This is a genomic window from Streptomyces sp. AJS327, assembly GCF_013450295.1.
Classification (GTDB): domain Bacteria; phylum Actinomycetota; class Actinomycetes; order Streptomycetales; family Streptomycetaceae; genus Streptomyces.
In genome coordinates this window covers 519926-538252 of sequence record NZ_SKBR01000002.1, presented here as the reverse complement: position 1 = coordinate 538252, position 18327 = coordinate 519926, and the positions used below count along the sequence as shown (strand labels likewise).

Annotated in this window: 13 protein-coding genes; 8 read left to right on the top strand and 5 right to left on the bottom strand. The window is 73.3% G+C overall.

Going from position 1 to position 18327, the window contains the following annotated elements:
• Positions 1-661 precede the first annotated feature (661 nt).
• From scy to E0L36_RS12095, 6 genes are all read left to right on the top strand, one after another.
• Positions 662-4027 (top strand): polarized growth protein Scy, encoded by a 3366-nt coding sequence (gene scy / locus E0L36_RS12120; protein ID WP_180929027.1) that lies wholly within the window; start codon positions 662-664, stop codon positions 4025-4027.
• A 127-nt stretch (positions 4028-4154) separates the two neighbouring features.
• A complete protein-coding gene (locus E0L36_RS12115) occupies positions 4155-5099 on the top strand; it encodes a cellulose-binding protein (RefSeq protein ID WP_180929026.1) in 945 nt (314 codons plus the stop codon).
• Positions 5100-5524: 425 nt separating this feature from the next.
• Positions 5525-6553 (top strand): ABC transporter ATP-binding protein, encoded by a 1029-nt coding sequence (locus E0L36_RS12110; RefSeq protein WP_180929025.1) that lies wholly within the window; start codon positions 5525-5527, stop codon positions 6551-6553.
• Positions 6554-6558: 5 nt separating this feature from the next.
• A complete protein-coding gene (locus E0L36_RS12105; RefSeq protein WP_180929024.1) occupies positions 6559-7329 on the top strand; it encodes an ABC transporter permease subunit in 771 nt (256 codons plus the stop codon).
• A gap of 444 nt (positions 7330-7773) precedes the next feature.
• On the top strand, positions 7774-8925 hold the full coding sequence (locus E0L36_RS12100) for an ABC transporter ATP-binding protein (protein WP_180929023.1): 1152 nt from the start codon (positions 7774-7776) through the stop codon (positions 8923-8925).
• Positions 8922-9839, top strand: coding sequence for an ABC transporter permease (locus E0L36_RS12095; protein WP_180929022.1), 918 nt, complete (start codon positions 8922-8924; stop codon positions 9837-9839). Before E0L36_RS12100 ends, E0L36_RS12095 begins: the two co-directional genes overlap by 4 nt.
• Positions 9840-10577: 738 nt before the next feature.
• Here E0L36_RS12095 and E0L36_RS12090 read toward each other — a convergent pair.
• On the bottom strand, positions 10578-10892 hold the full coding sequence (locus tag E0L36_RS12090; RefSeq protein ID WP_180929021.1) for an ATP/GTP-binding protein: 315 nt from the start codon (positions 10890-10892) through the stop codon (positions 10578-10580).
• A 342-nt stretch (positions 10893-11234) separates the two neighbouring features.
• Here E0L36_RS12090 and E0L36_RS12085 point away from each other — a divergent pair, with 342 nt between their 5' ends.
• Positions 11235-12266 (top strand): LLM class flavin-dependent oxidoreductase, encoded by a 1032-nt coding sequence (locus tag E0L36_RS12085; RefSeq protein WP_180929020.1) that lies wholly within the window; start codon positions 11235-11237, stop codon positions 12264-12266.
• Between the two features lie 33 nt (positions 12267-12299).
• Here the strand turns inward: E0L36_RS12085 and E0L36_RS12080 are convergent, their stop codons facing one another.
• Complete coding sequence (locus E0L36_RS12080) at positions 12300-12692, bottom strand: SCO5389 family protein (protein ID WP_180929019.1); 393 nt, start codon at positions 12690-12692, stop codon at positions 12300-12302.
• 222 nt (positions 12693-12914) lie between these two features.
• Here E0L36_RS12080 and nucS point away from each other — a divergent pair, with 222 nt between their 5' ends.
• Entirely contained in the window at positions 12915-13577 is a 663-nt protein-coding gene (gene nucS, locus E0L36_RS12075) for an endonuclease NucS (RefSeq protein ID WP_180929018.1), read from the top strand.
• A gap of 448 nt (positions 13578-14025) precedes the next feature.
• On the opposite strand, the gene E0L36_RS12070 is transcribed toward nucS, so the two are convergent.
• From E0L36_RS12070 to E0L36_RS12060, 3 genes are all read right to left on the bottom strand, one after another.
• Positions 14026-16431, bottom strand: a complete 2406-nt coding sequence (locus E0L36_RS12070) for an ATP-binding protein (RefSeq protein ID WP_180929017.1) — start codon at positions 16429-16431, stop codon at positions 14026-14028.
• 128 nt (positions 16432-16559) lie between these two features.
• Positions 16560-16892 carry an anti-sigma factor antagonist gene (locus E0L36_RS12065; protein ID WP_180929016.1) on the bottom strand — a complete coding sequence of 111 codons (333 nt, stop codon included), beginning with the start codon at positions 16890-16892 and terminating at the stop codon, positions 16560-16562.
• A gap of 504 nt (positions 16893-17396) precedes the next feature.
• A complete protein-coding gene (locus tag E0L36_RS12060; RefSeq protein WP_180929015.1) occupies positions 17397-18245 on the bottom strand; it encodes a 3-hydroxyacyl-CoA dehydrogenase family protein in 849 nt (282 codons plus the stop codon).
• Positions 18246-18327 lie beyond the last annotated feature (82 nt).

Here is an 18327-nt window from a genome sequence, read left to right as displayed (position 1 = left end):
GTTCGTAGCACTTCGCTCCGCTTCGACGCTGTTCACGGTAGGTCATATCGCTATTCACCGGTTTCCGGTGGATAGCACCGTTTCGCCCCCTTCCGTACCGGCTCGCGGTGGCAGTCCGTGCGGCGTCCGCGCCGGTGGCCCACGCCGTCCAGACGGGTCGCGCACCCGCCCCCGACCCTCGCCCCGTCTCCTTCCTCCACCCTCGTCCGAGAGCGGCGACCCGGCGGACGCGGCGGCCGGTTCGGCGGCGGCTCCGGGGCGCTTCCCTCGGCCCCGCAACCGTTCCGGAGCGGTTCGGCGGCCGGATTCCGGGGGCGCGGCGGCCTCCCGCGCCCCTCCCGTACCACCACCCGGCGCCGCTCCGCACCGCTCGATCGCCCCAGCCACACACCCCCGTCACACCGCGCACGCCGATCGGTCACCGGCAGCCCACGGATGCGGCCCCCTGACGCCCGCTTCTCCGCCCGGTAGAGTGGCCACTCGGCCGGGGCGGGCCCTCAGTTCCTCCTGAGAGCTCCGGGCTGGAGGCCCGTGCCGGGGCTCGGCCCACGTTCCGCCGATGATCTGACACCATTTCCGGGAGGGCCATCTCCACAGACCTTCTCTGAGAAGGTGCTCCGGATCATCTCCACGACGACCAGGGGACGGATGGGACCGCGCAGTGCGGGGCTACGACCGCTACGAGGCTGACGACCTCCTCTCGCAGTTCGAGGCCGAGCTGGAACGGCTGAAGAAGGAACGCGAGAAGGCCGTCGACCACGCCGACGACCTCGGCTACCAGGTCGAAGTGCTGCGCGCCAAGCTGCACGAGGCACGCCGCGCGCTCGCCACCCGCCCCGCGGGCTACGACAACCTCTCCCAGCAGGCCGAACAGCTGCTACAGAACGCGCAGATGCAGGCCGACCAGATGCGCGCCGACGCCGAACGGGAGCTGCGCGACGCCCGCGCCCAGACCCAGCGGCTGCTCCAGGAGCGGGCCGAGCAGCAGGCCCGTATGGAGTCCGAGCTGCACACCGAGGCCGTCCGCCGCCGCCAGCAGCTCGACCAGGAACTCGCGGAGCGCCGCTCCACCGTCGAGAACCACGTCAACGAGAACGTCGCCTGGGCCGAGCAGCTCCGCGCCCGCACCGAACAGCAGGCGCGGCGGCTCATGGAGGAGACCCGCGCCGAGGCCGACCAGTCGCTCACCGCCGCCCGCACCGAGGCCCAGCGCGTCGCCGAGGAGACCCGGCACCGGCTCACCGCCGAGGCCGAGCACGCCCGCGCCGAGGCCGAGGCCGTACTGCGCCGGGCGCGGGCCGAGGCCGAGCGGATGATGAACTCCGCCACGGCCCAGGCCCAGGAGGCCACCGAACACGCCGAGGCGCTGCGGACCAGCGCCGCCAGCGAGACGGACACCGCCCGCCACGAGGCCGCCGACCTGGTGCGCCGTGCCGAGCAGCGCTCCCGGGAGGCCGAGGACGCCCTCCGGGAGGCCCGCACCCAGGCCGCCGAGCGGCTCGCCGAGGCCGAGGAGAACATCGCCCGGCTCGTCGCGGACTGCGAGTCGGAGAACGAGCAGCGCACCCGCACCGCCAAGGCCGAGGTCGCCCGGGTGGTCAGCGAGGCCACCAAGGAGTCCGAGTCGCTCAAGGCGGAGGCCGAGCGACTCCTGGAGGACACCAAGGCCGAGGCGGAGCAGCTGATCGCCGAGGCCAAGGAGGAGGCCCGCACCACCACCGCCGAGGAGTCGGCGAACCAGCTCGCCGAGGCGGCCCGCACCGCGGAGGACGTCCTCACCAAGGCCGCCGAGGAGGCGAAGGCCACCACCCGCGCCGCCACCGAGGAGGCCGAGCGGGTTCGCGCCGAGGCCGAGGAGGAGGCCGACCGGCTGCGCGCCGAGGCCCACGACACCGCCGAGCAGCTCCGGGGCGCCGCGAAGGACGACACCAAGGAGTACCGGGCCAAGACCGTCGAACTCCAGGAGGAGGCACGGCGGTTGCGTGGCGAGGCGGAGGCGCTGCGCGCCGAGGCCGTCGAGGAGGGCGAGAGGATCCGCGGCGAGGCCCGCCGGGACGCCGTCGCGCAGATCGAGGAGGCCGCCACCCGCGCCGAGGAGCTGCTCACCAAGGCCAAGGCGGACGCCGAGGAGACCCGGAACGAGGCGAGCGGCGAGAGCGAACGCGTCCGTACCGAGGCCATCGAGCGCGCCACCAACCTCCGGCGGCAGGCCGACGAGGCGCTGGAGCGGGCCCGTACCGAGGCCGAGGAGCTGCGCACCGCGGCGGAGGAACAGGCCGGGGTCACCCGTACCGAGGCGGACGAGGCCGCGGCCCGGATCCGCGAGGAGGCCGAGCGCACCGCCCGCGATCGCGCCGAGGAGGCCGAGGCGGAGCTGGAGCGGCTGCGTACCGAGGCGCAGGAGCAGGTCAGCCAGGCGGAGACGCGACTGCGGGAGGCCCGGGCCGAGGCCGAGACGCTCCGCGAGGAGACCAGGGCCGACACCGAGCGCCAGCGGAACGAGACCGCCGAACGGCTCCGCACCCTCCAGCAGCAGGCCGAGGAGGAGGCCGAGCGGCTGCGCACCGAGGCCGCGGCGGACGCCTCCCAGGCACGCGCCGAGGGCGAGTCCGTCGCCGTGCAGCTGCGCAGCGAGGCCGCCTCCGAGGCGGAGCGGCTGCGCACCGAGGCGCAGGAGACCGCGGACCGGGTGCGCGCCGAGGCGGACGCGGCGGCCGAGCGCACCAACGCGGAGGCCGCCGAGGCGCTGTCGGCCGCCCAGGAGGAGGCCGCGCGGCGCCGCCGGGAGGCCGAGGAGCTGCTGGCCGAGGCGCGCGAGGAGGCACACCGGGAGCGCACCACCGCACGGGAGCAGAGCGAGGAGCTGCTGGCCGCCGCCCGACAGCGGGTCGACGAGGCGCAGACGGAGGCGGAACGGCTGGTCGCGGAGGCGGAGCGGCGGGCCGCCGAGCTGGTCGCGGCCGGCGAGGAGGAGGCCCAGCAGGTGCGCGACTCCGTCGCGGGGCTGCGGGAGGCCGCCGAGGCCGAGCTGGCCGAGCTGCGCACCGCCGCCGAGACGGAGGTGGCCGAACAGCGCCGGGAGGCCGCAGCGGAGACGGCCGCCGCGAAGGAGCGCGCGGAGCGCACCGTCGCGGAGGCGGGCGCCGAGGCCGAGCAGGTCCGGGCGGAGGCGGAGCGGCTGGCGGACAGCTCACGCGAGGAGGCGGCGAAGCGCCGTCAGGACGCCGCCACGCAGGCCGATCAGCTCGTCGCCGAGGCCCAGGAGGAGGCCCGGCGGGTGCAGGCCGCCGCGGAGGAGCAGGCCGACACCATGGTCGGCGCGGCCCGGGTGGAGTCCGAGCGGCTGGTCAACGAGGCCCGGCAGGAGAGCGGCGAACGCGTCGAGAAGGCGCGCGGCGACTCCGACACCATGCTGGAGGAGGCCCGCAGTGACGCGGCGGCGATCCGCGAGCGGGCGGAGGAGCTGCGCGCCCGGGTCGAGCGCGAGGTCGAGGAGTTGCACGAGCGGGCCCGCCGGGAGTCCTCGGAGGCGATGCAGCTCGCGGGCGAGCGGTGCGACAAGCTCGTCAAGGCGGCCGAGGAGCAGCTGGCCGAGGCGAAGGAACGGGCCAAGCAGCTGGAGGAGGAGGCCGGTTCGGAGGCGGACGCGGTGCGGATCTCGGCCGTCAAGAAGGCGGAGGGTCTGCTGAAGGAGGCCGAGCAGCGCAAGGCCGAGGCCCTGCGGGAGGCGGAGCGCGTCCGTGCGGAGGCCACAGCCGACGCGGAGCGCACCGTCGAGGCGGGGCAGCGCGAACTGGACCTGCTGGTACGGCGCCAGGAGGACATCAACGCCGAAATCTCCCGTGTCCAGGATGTGTTGGAAGCGCTGGAGTCATTCGAGTCACCGGCGGCCGTTTCCGGCCAAGACGGCGGCGCCAGCGCGGGCAACGGCAAGAAGGGCGGTGCCGACTCCGGAGCAAACGGCAGCGTGACAGCGGGCGTTGGAGCTGGTAAAGCGTCGTCAGGTGGCAAGAACTCCGGCGGCTAGCCACCCGAACGAGCGCACATTCTTCAGATCGAACTGTCATTGGCTCGATGACACGCCGCTTGGCCCCCTAGGATTCCCCCTATCACTCCCCCCTTCTGTTAACCCGGCTGACTCGACTAGGAACCCCATGAGCGACACTTCCTCCCCCTTCGGCTTCGAGCTCGTGCGACGTGGCTACGACCGCGGGCAGGTGGACGACCGGATTACGAAGCTCATCGCCGACCGCGACAGCGCGCTGTCGCGCATCACCTCTCTGGAAAAGCGCATCGAGGAACTGCACCTCGAAACGCAGAACGCCCAGGCCCAGGTCAACGACTCCGAACCGTCATACGCCGGGCTCGGCGCGCGCGTCGAGAAGATCCTCCGCCTCGCCGAGGAGGAGGCCAAGGACCTGCGGGACGAGGCCCGTAAGTCCGCCGAGCAGCACCGCGAACTCGCCGAGGCCGCGGCGCAGCAGGTGCGGAACGACGCCGAGGCGTTCGCCGCCGAGCGGAAGGCCAAGGCGGAGGACGAGGGCGCCCACATCGTCGAGAAGGCCCAGGGCGAGGCCACCGCGATGCGCACCGAGGCCGAGAAGGACGCCCAGTCCAAGCGGGAGGAGGCCGACTCCCTCTTCGAGGACACCCGCGCCAAGGCCGCGCAGGCCGCCGCGGACTTCGAGACGAACCTCGCCAAGCGCCGCGAGCAGTCCGAGCGGGACCTGGCGTCCCGTCAGGCCAAGGCCGAGAAGCGTCTCGCGGAGATCGAGCACCGCGCGGAGCAGCTGCGGCTGGAGGCGGAGAAGCTGCGTACCGACGCGGAGCGCCGCGCGCGGCAGACCGTCGAGACGGCGCAGCGGCAGGCCGAGGACATCGTCGCGGACGCCAACGCCAAGGCGGACCGGGTGCGCAGCGAGTCGGAGCGCGAGCTGGCCGCTCTCACCAACCGCCGGGACAGCATCAACGCCCAGCTGACGAACGTCCGGGAGATGCTGGCGACGCTGACCGGCGCCGCCGCGGCGGCCGGTGTGGGGCAGGGCGAGGAGTCCGGCGGCGAGGAGTCCCGGGGCGTTCCCGCTCAGCAGTCCCGCTGACGCGGCGCCCGTCCGCTCCGCTGGCCCGGCCCGCCGCCGGAGTCCGCGCGGCGCGGTACGGGACCGGTCGGGGAAGCGGGGGGCGAGCGCCCCACCTGGTCCCGCGAACCCGTGCGCGGGAAGCGGGGCGGTGAAGCACTACGCACGGTTGTGGGCTCGGCGGAATCCGCCGGGCCCACAAGCGTGTCCGGGTACGGGCGCACGGGGCGGGCCCGGCACTCGTCCGACGCGGGCACACGGCGGGCGCGGCACGGGTGCGCTCCCCCACGCGCCCCGCGGCGCCGAGCGTCTTTCGGGCCGGGCCGCACGGGTTCGGCCCGGCCCGGGAACCCGGTGGTCGGCCGGCAGCGCCCGGCCCGCGCAGGGCCGCACCCGCCTGCCGCCTCCGGCGTGCGGGCCTCCCGGCCAGCCCTTACCGTCGCCACATGATCGAGCTGCACGAGCTGACGAAGCGCTACGGCGAGCGGACGGCCGTCGCCGGTCTCACCTTCGCCGTGCGGCCCGGCATGGTCACCGGCTTCCTCGGGCCCAACGGCGCGGGCAAGTCCACCACCATGCGGATGATGCTCGGTCTCGACCGTCCCACCAGCGGCTCGGTGCGTATCGACGGCAGACGGTACGACCAGCTCCAGGAGCCGCTGAACTACATCGGCGCGCTGCTGGAGGCCAAGTCCGTCCACGGCGGACGCACCGCCTACAACCACCTGCTCTGTCTCGCGCAGTCCAACCGCGTCCCCCGGCGGCGGATCGGCCAGGTCCTGGAGATGGTCGGTCTGAGCGACGTGGCCAGAAAGCGCCCCAAGGGCTTCTCACTCGGCATGGGGCAGCGGCTCGGCATCGCCGCCGCCCTCCTCGGCGACCCCCGCATCCTCATGTTCGACGAGCCGGTCAACGGGCTGGATCCGGAGGGCATCCACTGGGTCCGCAACCTGATGAAGCGACTCGCCGAAGAGGGCCGCACCGTGTTCGTCTCCAGCCACCTGATGAGCGAAATGGCCCTCACCGCCGACCACCTGATCGTGATCGGGCAGGGCAGGCTGCTCGCCGACACCTCGATGGACGAGTTCATCACGGCCAACTCCCGCACCCACGTGACGCTTCGCACCCCCGAACCGGACCGTGCGCGGGCCCTGTTGACGGCGGAACACCTGACGGCGACCGCCCTCGCCGACGGCTCGCTGCGCGTGGAGGACACCCCGGCGGCCCGCATCGGCGAACTCGCCGCCCGCGAAGGGCTGGTGCTGCACGAACTCTGTCCCCAACAGGCCTCCCTGGAGGAGGCGTTCATGCGGCTCACCGCGGAGTCGGTCGAGTACCACGCCCACTCGTCCCCCACCGGAGCCGAACGCCCGGGCACCCCGGGCCCGTTGGCCCCGGAGGAACCGGGCCGGCCGGAAGCGCCGGGCGGACCGGGCGGACCAGCCTGGGGCGAGGGCTGGAAGAGACGGAGCTGAGAGCCATGCCGCACACCTCACGCGTCCTCACCTCGGAGTGGACCAAGATCCGATCGGTGCGGTCCACCGTGTGGACGCTCGCCGCCGCGGTCGTGGTGACCACCGGGCTCTCCGCCCTCATCTGCGGCCTCGTCAGCGCCGAGTTCGACACCATGCCCCGCGACGAGCGGATCACCTTCGACCCCACCTTCATGAGCTTCGCGGGAACGGGCCTGGGCCAGCTCGCGATGATCGCCTTCGGGGTGCTCGTCGTCTCCGCCGAGTACAGCACCGGCATGATCCGCAGCTCGCTGGCCGCCGTCCCCCAGCGCGGCACGTTCATGGCCTGCAAGGTCGTCGTAGCCGGCCTTGTCGTCCTGGTGGTCGGCATGGCCACCAGCTTCCTCACCTTCTTCGTCGGCCAGGCACTGCTCGGGGACCACGGCACCTCGCTGAGCGAACCCGGCGTGCCCCGCGCCGTGTTCGGCGGCGGCCTCTACATGGCGCTGATCGCGCTGTTCTCCGTCGGCGTCACCTTCGTCCTCCGCAGCCCCCTGCTGGCCTTCGGCATCCTCATGCCGTTCTTCTTCCTGATCTCCAACATCCTCCAGTCCGTCAGCTCCACCGAGAAGTTCGCCAACTACCTCCCGGACCAGGCGGGCACCACCGTCATGTCCGTCGTCCCAGAAACCCTCGACCGCCCCTACGGACCCTGGCAGGGACTGCTCATCATGGTCGGCTGGGTGGCCGCCGCGCTCTGCGCCGGATACGTCGTCCTCAGACGGCGCGACGCCTGACCCACGCCCCCCACGGCACCCCCGCGACCCGCGGCGCCCCACGGCCCTCGCCCGGCTCGTCGCGGTCCGGCGGGCGCGCACCCGCCATCCGGCCGCCCCGGCGCACCCACGGCACGGGACACGGCCAGCCAGCACCCGGAACGCCCCATCCGCGCCGTCCCGCCCCGCCGCACCCCTCCCACCAGCACAAAAGCCACCCCGGCTCGCCCTCGGTCCCCCGTCCGGAACGGTGACACCACTCACAGACCCCACCCGAACACCCCTCCCCACACCGCCCGTTCCACCCCGCAAAAGCGGACCATCCTCGCCATACCGCGCACCCCGCCCCGGGTCGCGCGGGCCTAAGCGGACGCCCCGCGTGGAACCAAGCACGCCCCCTGTAGCCTCCTAGCCCATGTCGGGGGGCGAGCACAGGCAAGCCCCGAACTGCGTCCAGGGGCTGAGATGATCGAGGCGTACGGCCTGACGAAGCGCTACGGCGCCAAGACAGCCGTCTACAACCTGTCCTTCCAGGTGCGGCCCGGTGCCGTCACCGGCTTCCTGGGGCCCAACGGCTCAGGCAAGTCCACCACCATGCGGATGATCCTCGGCCTGGACACCCCGTCCGCCGGCCAGGTCACCATCGGCGGCCACTCCTTCAGAAGGCTCCCCAACGCACCCCGCCAGGTCGGCGCGCTGCTGGACGCGAAGGCCGTGCACGGCGGCCGCAACGCCCGCACCCACCTGCTGTCCCTCGCCCAGCTCTCCGGCATACCCGCCCGCCGCGTCGACGAGGTCCTCGACGTCGTCGGACTCCGCGAGGTCGCCAACCGCCGCTTCAAGGGCTTCTCCCTCGGCATGGGCCAGCGACTCGGCATCGCCGCCGCCCTCCTCGGCGACCCCCAGGTGCTCCTCTTCGACGAGCCCGTCAACGGACTCGACCCCGAAGGCATCCTCTGGGTCCGCAACCTGATGAAGCGGCTCGCCAGCGAGGGCCGCACGGTGTTCGTCTCCAGTCACCTGATGAGCGAGATGGCGCAGACCGCCGACCATCTCATCGTCATCGGCCGCGGCCAGCTGATGGCCGACACCTCCGTCACCGAGTTCATCGCCCAGAACTCCGTGGGCTTCGCCCGCGTCCGCACCCCGGACCACGAACCCCAGCAGCGCGAGAAACTCACCGCCGCCGTCCACGAGTCCGGCGGCCAGGCCCAGCCCGAGGAGGACGGAGCACTCCGCGTCACCGGACTCGGCCTCCCCCAGATCAGCGACCTCGCGCACGCCGCCGGCGTACGCCTGTGGGAACTCTCCCCGCACAGCGCCTCCCTGGAAGAGGCCTACATGCGGATGACGCACACCTCCGTCGACTACCGCTCCACCGCCGACGCCCGCAGCGGCCTCCAGCAGCCCGCCCCCGCGATGCAGGGCGCCCCAGTCATGCAGGGCGTACCGGTCCAGCCCGGCTGGGGCGCGCCCCCCGCCCCCCAGCCGCACGCCATGCCCGTCCCGGGCCAGCAGGGCTGGCAGGCCCCGCCGCCCGCCGGCGCGCCCGCCATGCCGCCCCCACCAGCCCAGCCCGCCGCGGCTCCCCAGTACGAAGGCGAGGACGCCCGATGACAACGCCGACCGCACCCCCCACCGGGCAGCGTCCCCCGGAGCAGCCCCCCGCGGGCCTCACCTACACCTCGCCCATCCCGATGGCCCGCACGCACCTCGGCCACGCCATCGCCTCGGAGTGGACGAAGATCCGGTCCGTGCGTTCCACCATGTGGACGCTCGCCACGATGTTCGTGCTCGTGGTCGGCATCGGCTTCCTCAACGCCGTCGTCATGAGCGGACAGGACCGGCCCGAACTCCCCATGTTCGCCTCCGGCATGTTCGGGCTGATGCTCGGGCAGATCTGCATCATCACCCTCGGTGTCCTCGTCATCACCTCCGAGTACAACACCGGCATGATCCGCACGACGCTCACCGCCTGCCCCCAGCGCAGCCGGGTCCTGCTCGCCAAGTCGCTGATCTTCTTCCTGCTGGCGTTCGTGATGACCACCCTCGCCTGCACGCTCACCGCCCTCATCCACGCCGCGCTCCTCGACGACATGCGCGTCGGCAGCAGCGACATGGTCGGCAGCGACCTGGAGAACTACATCGAGGACGGCAAGCTCGTCGCCGACAGCAGCCAGTGGCTCGACGCCACCATCGGCGCCGGACTCTACGTCGCCCTCCTCGGGCTGCTCTCCCTCTCCGTCGGCGCGATACTCCGCCACTCCGCGGGCGCCATCACCACCATGGTCGGCCTGGTGCTGCTGCCGCTGATCATGGCGATCTTCATGCAGGGCGAAGCGCTCCGCGACATCCAGCGGGCGCTCATCGAGTACTCACCGCTCAACGGCCTCGCGACGCTGTTCCGCATCCCGTTCATCGCCGAAGGCGGCGACGAACCCTCCGGCTGGCCGCTGCTCGGCATCCTCGCCGCGGTCACCGCGGCAGCCCTCACCGCCGCCTTCGCCCTGATCAACAAGCGCGACGTGTAACCCCGTCCAGCCCCGCGCGTGCCGCCCACACATCGCGCCACGCGTACGGGCACCACGTCGCAGGTACGGCAACCGCCACACGTGCGGGCACCACGACACGCACGGCAGCCACCACGTGCGGTACCGCGGACACCACACATACAGACCCGGCCCGTGCGGGTACCGCAACGCGGATACGGCACCACCGGCTGACGGCCCGGCCCTGGCACCCGCCAGGACCGGGCCGTCAGCGTCTCCCCCGCCGATTCCCGGACCCAGCCCCGCCGATTCCCGGACCCAGCGCCGCCGATTCCCAGGCCCAGCGCCGCCGATCCCGGGCCCAGGAGCCGGATCGCGTGGGGCGGGGCTGCGGCCGCCCCGGCACTTCGGGGGTTCCTTGGGGGTGGGCCCCCTCCCCCCCACCCCCACCCCTCCCCCTGTTTCGCGGCCCGGGCACGGTCAGCAGCCCCGGGCACGGTCACCGCTCAGGCACGGGTTACCGCTCAGGCACGGTTACCGCTCTCGTGCGGAACCGTCCTGGTGTGGCTGCCGCTCGGGCGCGCCGGGATGGCGATGTACGCGCACGGTGTCTGGCCCAGCGCCGGGTGACGGGCCCACCCGTGCCCGTCCCGGGCGGCGGCCGTGCCGGGTACGAGGCTCCGCCGCGCGACGCTGGCGCCCGTCCGCGCCCCAAGTGACTGGCCTGGGCAGGACGTTGACGCGACCACGGCCGCACGCCCTCGGGCTCTCGGGCCGCGCTCAGTAGCGCGGGGCGTCCCTGGGGCGTTGCGTTCTGGGGCTCCGGTTGTCCCGGGCGTTCCAGCAGGCCCGGTGCCAGTGCCGCCGGTCGTCGGCCTCACCCACCGGCCAGGCGACGACGTGCGGGACGCCGGGCGGGATCTCCTGGTCGCAGCCGGGGCAGCGGTATCGCTTGGTGGCGGTGTGGCCGGAGACCTGGCGGAGGACCCACTCCTCGCCTCGCCAGGTCGCGGTGGTCTCCAGCGCTGAGCTGGTCTCGGGTCCGGGGCGGGGCCGGTCGGCTCCGCCGCGTGGACGGTTTCGGCGGGGGGACACGCTTACTCCTTCGGTTGCCGGGGCGCCGGGTGCCGTGTGGCGGGGGCTGGTGGTGTGGGGCCAAGACTACGCAGGGGGTGGGGTGGTTGGGGGGTGAGTGTCCACAGGGGAGGTGATATGAGCTGATACGGCTTTGACGGAGGGGGGTGGGCGGGCCGACGGAGCGGGCGGGGGGAGGTGCGGGGCGCAGGCGGCGGGCCCAGGGGGCGGGGTGGGCGTGCCGGGAGGGAGTGCAGATCATCGGAGAATTCGGCGGGAGGCCGTTGCCTTTGGCACGTGTCACGCGTTACTGCCAGCGAGCGTGTCTGGACAGTCCGGGCCGGGCCAAGAAGGCGGTGGAGCATGCGAGTTGGGGCTTTTCTGCTGGGCGGACAGTTTCCTGGCCAGGGCCAGGCGGAGCCGCTGGAGCGGATGGTGGCGGCGGCCGACGAGGCGGAGCGGGCGGGGCTGGACGCCGTGTGGCTGGCCGAGCACCACTTCGTGCCGTACGGGGTGTGTCCCTCGGCGGTGACGCTGGCGGCGCTGGTGCTGGGGCGCACGCGCCGTATCGGGGTGGGCACGGCGGTGAGCGTGCTGCCGAACGCGCATCCGGTGGCGCTGGGTGAGCAGACGGCGCTGCTGCACCTGACTTCGGGGGGCCGGTTCACCCTCGGGGTGGGCCGGGGTGGGCCGTGGGTGGATCTGGAGGTGTTCGGTGGTGGTGTGACGGCGTACGAGGAGGGGTTCGCGGAGTCGGTCGATCTGCTGCTGCGCTGGTTGCGGGAGTCCCGGGTCGGCGCGGACGGGAGACGCTTCCGGTTCCGGGACGTGCCGGTGGTTCCGCGGGCGGACGCCGCGGGCGGGGCGGGGGCGCCGCCGGTGGTGGTGGCGTGCACCTCGGCGGCGACGGTGCGGGCGGCGGCGGAGCGGGCGCTGCCGATGCTGGTGGGGATGCACTGCGGGGATGAGGAGAAGGCGGAGATGGTGGGGTTGTGGCGGCGGGAGGCGCTGGCCGCCGGGCATCCCGTGGAGGTGGTGGAGGAGGTGGCGGGTGGCCATGTGTCCGCCGGGGTGGCTCAGGTCGAGGATTCGCGGGCGGAGGCGGTTCGGGCGCTGGAGAAGGCCATGCCGGGCTGGTTCCGCACCGGGTTGGGGGCTCATGTGACGGTGGATGGGCGGGAGCGCCCGATGCGCGATCCGTTCGCCTACACGGAGTTGCTGTGCGGGCTCCATCCGGTGGGGCCCGCGCGGCTGTGTGCCGATCGGCTCCTGGCCACGGCGGAGCGGACCGGCATCGGGCGCTTCGCGTTGCTGGTGGAGGGGACGGGGGAACTGGCCGCGACGCGGCTCAATGTGCGGCGGCTCGCTGAGGATGTGCTGCCGCTGCTGCGTTGAGGGTGGTGGTGGCCGCGGGGGTGGTGGGGTCGCTCAGCAGTCGCGGAGCAGCGGCGACTGGTTGAGGAGTTGGCCCCGGACGGAGGTGAAGCGTTTCAGCCGCTCGTCGGCCGAGGCGTCGGCGGAGAAGACGGCGACGCGGTGGCAGTTCTGGAAGGCGAGCCGGACCCCGAAGTGGCGTTCCAGGGCGCCGCGGATGGCGTCGCTGGCCATGGCCCGCAGGAGTTGGCCGCGGGTCGCCTCGTCCGGCGGCGGGGTCTGGTTGTCGGCGAAGTCACCGCCGTCGACCTTGAGTTGAGCGGCCAGTGAGCTGACCATCTCCCAGGCGTACGGGAGGGAGTTCCGTACGCAGTCCACGAAAGCCGCTTCATCCACCTCGTCTCGTTCGGCCTGTTCGAGCAACTCAGGTGGGACGTCGAGCGACATGGGATCTCCTCTCGCGGCCCCGGTACGCACACCGGGAGCTTCGGGCACGGCAGGGGACATCGTGGCGTAGTCGCGTGACCTCGTACGGCGACATCCCCGCAATTCACGGTAAGGGCCCGGGAAGGGCCGCACCATGCGAATGGAGATACTCGCCCCACAGTCGAACAGATCGGGCGGGGCCCGAATCGCGTCTCCGGTGGGGGTTCCAGTAGCGTGCGCGCCATGCGTCTCGTCATCGCCCGGTGCTCTGTCGACTACGCCGGCAGGCTCACCGCTCATCTTCCCTCGGCTCCCCGGCTCATCCTGGTGAAGGCCGACGGTTCGGTCTCCGTGCACGCCGACGACCGGGCCTACAAGCCCCTGAACTGGATGTCCCCGCCGTGCACACTGAAGGAGGGGGAGGATTCGGTGTGGACGGTGGTGAACAAGGCGGGCGAGAAGCTGGTCATCACCATGGAGGAGGTGCTGCACGACTCCTCGCACGAGCTGGGTACCGACCCGGGGCTGATCAAGGACGGGGTGGAGGCGCATCTCCAGGAGTTGCTGGCCGACCGGATGGAGACGCTGGGTGAGGGCTGGTCCCTGATCCGGCGGGAGTATCCGACGGCGATCGGGCCGGTGGACATCCTGGGCCGGGACGCGGACGGGGTGACGGTCGCGGTGGAGATCAAGCGGCGCGGCGAGATCGACGGCGTCGAACAGCTCACGCGGTACCTGGAGTTGCTCAACCGGGATCCGCTGTTGTCGCCGGTGAAGGGGGTGTTCGCGGCGCAGGAGATCAAGCCGCAGGCCCGGGTGCTGGCCTCGGACCGGGGGATCGACTGCGTGACGCTGGACTACGAGGCGCTGCGCGGTATCGACGACGACAAACTGCGGCTCTTCTGAGCCCAGTTGGACGGTGTGGGGCCGGGCCCGGTCGGTGGGCCCGGCCCCTTTCGCGTGTCCGGATCTCCGGGTCGGTTGTGTCCGGACCTCTGGGCCGGTTCGGGGACGTGCCCGGCGTTTCCCGACAGCGGTGCGCGGGTTCGGTGTTGGGGCGGGTGGGGGAACCGGCCCTGACGCGTGGTCTGTTGGGGCGGTCTGGCGGGCGGTCTGGGGGAATGGCCGCTCGTGCGCGGCCGGTTGGAGCGGTCCTCGCGGGTGCGGTGCGTCAGCCGGGCGCGGGTGAGGTGGTGGGCGTGGGGAGGCGCGGGCCGCACACCTCCGGCGGGGTGGGCGACGCCGGGCCCGGGCCTGGTGCGGACGCGGGGCGTGTGCCCCGGGCGCGGGGGCTGGCGCCCCGGGGCCGGGGACGCGCTCCCGCCCGCACCGGGCGGAGTGTCCGGAGCCGGGGTCAGGCGGAGGCGGCGGGGCCGCGCGTGCCGACGGTCGTCCGGTCGGTGGCCGGATCGTCCTCCTCGGGCGGTGGCGGGTCGTCCGGGGAGGTGGTCGGGTCGTCCGGGGTGGTGGTGGGGTCGTCGGGCGTGGTCGTCGGATCGTCCGGGGTGGTCGTCGGGTCGTCCGGGGTGGTGGTGGGGTCGTCGGGCGTGGTCGTCGGATCGTCCGGGGTAGTGGTCGGGTCGTCCGGGGTGGTGGGCGGATCGTCCGGGGTGGTGGGGCCCGTGGACGGGGGTGTGCTGCTCGTCGGATCGTCGGGCGAGCCGGACTCGGTGGGGCGAGTGCTGGGCGTTCGCCGGTCGGTGGAGGGCTCCTCGGCGGGGAGCCCGTCGTCGTTCTCCTCCTCGGAGACGGACTGTTCGGGCCGGACGGTCTCGGCGGGGCCGTCGTCGTCGGAGGAGGCGTAGCCGAGGGTGACGAGGGTGCCGAGGGCGGCCGCGAGCAGCGCTCCGGCTCCGGCGGCGACGAGGTTCCGGCGGGCGCCGCGGCGGACGGAGCCGCGGCCGGGCGCGGCGGCGGGGCCGGGGTCGGCGCTGTCCCGGGGGGAGGCCGTGGTGGCCTGGGAGACGAGGGTGTCCGCCTCGCGGGCGGGTGGGGTGGGCACGCCGCCGGGTGGGGAGGAGGACTCCTCGGTGCCGGCGGGTCCGGGTGGTGCGGTGGCGCCGCTGGCCTGGGACTGCCCGGAGGGTGTCGGGCCGCCGGGCGGGGTGCTGGGCCCGGCGCCGGAGGCGGTGAGGAGGTCGGCGACGAGGGCGAGGGCGCGGCGTCCGGCGACGCCGCCGCGCTGGTCGGAGTGGGCGCCGCGGAGGCCGATGGCGGCCTCCAGTTCGGCGCGGGCGCGTTCGGGGTTGCCGGTGCTGATGGCGAGGACGCCCAACTCGTGGTGGAAGTAGACCTCTTCGGTGACCTCGCCGGCGGTGCGGGCGGCGTCCTGGCCCGCGTTGAGGACGCGTTCCCAGGCGCTCCAGCGCAGGGCGACGGCGAGGACGGGGGCGGCGGTGCGGGCGAGTAAGACGGCGGCGTGGTGCTGGCCCGCTCGCTGGGCGCCGCGTACGGCGGCGAGGACGGTGTCGGCTTCGGCGCCGACGCTCTCCGGGGGTACGGAGGGGTGTCCGGCCCACCAGGCGTAGTGCTGGGCTGCGAGGTGGGCGCGGGCGCCGGTGGTGTCGGCGTGTCCGGCGGCGGTGAGTTCGTCGGTGGTCTGGGGGGCGAGGCGCAGGGTGTTGCCGGTGGCGGTGAGGAGGCCGGTGTGGGCGAGTTCGACGAGGGCCTCTTCGGCGGTGGCGTCGCCGGTGAGTGCGGGGAGGTGGGTGTGGTGCGGGAGGTGGCCGTCGAGGGCGAGCGCGAAGCCGAGGATCTCGCGGGCGGGGCCGCTGAGTCCGGCTGCGGCGAGGGCGGAGAGTCCCTGGGCGCTGGGTCCGGTGCCCGCGGGGAGGACGGTGTGGGCGCTGTCGTACTGCCGGAGGAGCGTCGCGGCCTGGAGGAAGCGGAAGGGGAGTCCTTCGGTCTCGAACCAGAGGTCGGCGGCCCAGTCGGTCTCGGTGTCGGTGAGGGGGCGCCGTACGGCGTGTTCGAGGAGGTCGACGCAGGCGGTGCGGCTGAGGCCGGAGAGGTGGACCTCCTCCAGGCGGGAGCCGGGTGAGGGTGGGGCGATGTCGGGGGTGGCGGCGAGGAGGAAGGCGCACTCGGGGGTGTGGCGGAGGAGTTCGTCGAGGGCGGCGCCGCCGAACTCCAGGTCGTCGAGGATGACGATGGCTCCGACGGTGGGGAGCGCCTCGCTGAGGTGGGCGGGTCCTGGCCGGTGGGGTGGGGTGTGGTGGGTGGCCGCGTACACCTCGTTGAGCAGGTCGTTGGGGGTGCGGTGGCGGCCGCTGAGCCGGATGACGCCGTCGGGGGCGAGTCCGGCGGCGTCGGTGGCGACGGCGTCGAGGAGGGCGGTGCGTCCGGATCCGGCGGGGCCGGTGAGGCGGACGGAGCGGCCGTGGGAGAGGAGTCTGCCGAGGCGGTCGCGTTCCTCGTCGCGTTCGAGGAGGGGGACGGGGAGTCCCCAGGTGGCGCCGGGGACGGCGACGGGGGTGGGGGCGGGGCGTTCGCTCGCCGGTATCTTCCGTGGTCCGGCGGGGAGTTCGCCGGGTGGGCAGGGTTCGATCTCGCTGCCGTCGACGGGGTTGACCGTCAGCAGGTAGTCGCCGGTGACGAGTTGGACGATGCGGGCGGTGCGGGCGCCGTCGGTGTCGTCGGCCGTGGGCGGCTGTCCGGTGTCGGGTGCCGCCCGGTACGGCGGGTGTGGTGCTCCGTGGCCGTGGTGACCGGTGGGGTGGTCACCGTGCTCGCGGGGCTCGCCGTTGTCATGCTGAACCATCGTGGTCTTCCCCCAGTTGCGATGCCGCGCTCTCCCTCAGCTTCGGCTGTGAGGTGCCCCCGGGTGCGGGGTGCGCCGCTCCCGGCACAGTATTCCTGAGGGGTGGTAACAGCTCTCGGGAGCGATTGTCACGGCTTTGTGAGGATGTGGACACCCGTGGGAGTGGTTCCGCCTTCGATGGCCAGAATCCGGTGGAGGCGGGTGGCTACGAGCAGTCGCCGCATCTGCGGGGGGACTTGCCGTAGGACGAGCCTGCGGCCGCGGCGGCCGGCGCGGCGGTGGACGCCCATGATGACTCCGAGACCGGTCGCGTCCCAGGAGTCGAGGTCGGTGAGGTCGAGGACGAGGTCCCCGTTGCCGGTGTCGACGGCGTGGTGCAGGGCGGTCCGGGCGTCCGCTGCGCTGTGGACGTCGAGGCGACCCCCGACGGCCAACTCGGCGTGGTCGCCCCTGATGTGCATAGCTGCTCCCCGGAAGAGTTGCTGCGTACGTGGACTTCGCGACTGACGCGACGGAAGTGCCCCACCACGACTGACTGTTGGAGTGGTGGATTGGTTGCCGTCCGTGCCTGAACCAATACGGATTTCACTCAGGCGAGTGAGGAAGCGTATCGGTCGTGTTCCCCGTGGTGCCCGGCGGGTGGCGCGGGCTCGCTCCGGCTCGGTGGGGCGGTCGCCTCGTGTGCGCTGGGTGGTGCGGTGGTGGTGCGGGGTGGTGCGCGCCGCGGGGCCCGCGGGGGGACGGCTGTCCGGGGTGCGGGGTGCGCGGCGGCGTGCGGGTTTTACGGCGTGGTGCGGGTGGTGCGCGCCGCGGGGTGGTGCGGTGGTGCGGGATGGGGTGGCGCCTGGTGCGGTGGTGCGGGTGTGACCGCCGGTGCGGGGGGCCGGTTGGCGGTGCGCCGACGCCGGGCGCGGCGCGGGGCCGCGCCCGGGGTGGTGCTGGCGGTGCTGGCGGTGGTGCGTGGCTCAGTACTGGTAGAAGCCCTGGCCGCTCTTGCGTCCGATGTCCCCGGCGTCGGTCATGCGGCGCATGGACTCGGGCGGGGCGAACTTGGGGTCCTGGGACTCGGTGTGGATGTTCTCGGTGGCGTGCATGAGGATGTCGACGCCGGTGAGGTCGGCGGTGGCCAGCGGGCCCATGGCGTGCCCGAAGCCGAGGCGGCAGGCGGTGTCGATGTCCTCCGCGGTGGCGACGCCGGACTCGTGCAGTTTGACGGCTTCGACGATGAGCGCCGAGATCAGCCGGGTGGTGACGAATCCGGCCACGTCCCGGTTGACGACGACGCAGGTCTTGCCGACGGCCTCGGCGTACCCGCGGGCGGCGGCGAGGGTTTCGTCGCTGGTGCGCTGGCCGCGGACGAGTTCGCAGAGCGCCATCATGGGCACGGGGGAGAAGAAGTGGGTGCCGACGACCTGTTCGGGGCGGCTGGTGGCGGCGGCGATCTTGGTGATCGGGATGGCCGAGGTGTTGGTGGCGAGGATGGCGTCGTCCTTCGCCAGGCGGTCGAGTTCGGCGAAGATCTCCCGCTTGACGTCGACGCGTTCGAAGACGGCCTCGACGATGATGTCGGCGTCGGCCACGGCGTCGAACGCGGTGGTCGGGGTGATGCGGGCGAGGGCCTGTTCGGCGTCGGCCGCGTCGAGCTTGCCCTTGGCGACGAACTTGTCGTAGGACGCCTTGATGCCGTCGGTTCCGCGGGTCAGCGCCTCGTCCGTCACGTCCCGCAGGACGACGTCGTAGCCCGCCTGCGCGGAGACCTGTGCGATACCGGCGCCCATGAGCCCGGCTCCGATGACGGCGAGCTTCTTCGCCACGGCATCCACCTCTGCTGTCGTACGCGTGCCTGGTTCTGGCGACGGCCGGAGGGTGGCGCGCCGCGCGGCGAAGCCCGTCGTC

Bases quoted from the DNA above. Each gene is read 5' to 3' on its own strand.
- E0L36_RS12115 (WP_180929026.1), top strand. From the start codon at position 4,155: ATGAGCGACACTTCCTCCCCCTTCGGCTTCGAGCTCGTGCGACGTGGC.
- E0L36_RS12110 (WP_180929025.1), top strand. From the start codon at position 5,525: ATGATCGAGCTGCACGAGCTGACGAAGCGCTACGGCGAGCGGACGGCC.
- E0L36_RS12105 (WP_180929024.1), top strand. From the start codon at position 6,559: ATGCCGCACACCTCACGCGTCCTCACCTCGGAGTGGACCAAGATCCGA.
- E0L36_RS12100 (WP_180929023.1), top strand. From the start codon at position 7,774: ATGATCGAGGCGTACGGCCTGACGAAGCGCTACGGCGCCAAGACAGCC.
- E0L36_RS12095 (WP_180929022.1), top strand. From the start codon at position 8,922: ATGACAACGCCGACCGCACCCCCCACCGGGCAGCGTCCCCCGGAGCAG.
- E0L36_RS12085 (WP_180929020.1), top strand. From the start codon at position 11,235: ATGCGAGTTGGGGCTTTTCTGCTGGGCGGACAGTTTCCTGGCCAGGGC.
- E0L36_RS12080 (WP_180929019.1), bottom strand. From the start codon at position 12,692: ATGTCGCTCGACGTCCCACCTGAGTTGCTCGAACAGGCCGAACGAGAC.
- nucS (WP_180929018.1), top strand. From the start codon at position 12,915: ATGCGTCTCGTCATCGCCCGGTGCTCTGTCGACTACGCCGGCAGGCTC.
- E0L36_RS12070 (WP_180929017.1), bottom strand. From the start codon at position 16,431: ATGGTTCAGCATGACAACGGCGAGCCCCGCGAGCACGGTGACCACCCC.
- E0L36_RS12065 (WP_180929016.1), bottom strand. From the start codon at position 16,892: ATGCACATCAGGGGCGACCACGCCGAGTTGGCCGTCGGGGGTCGCCTC.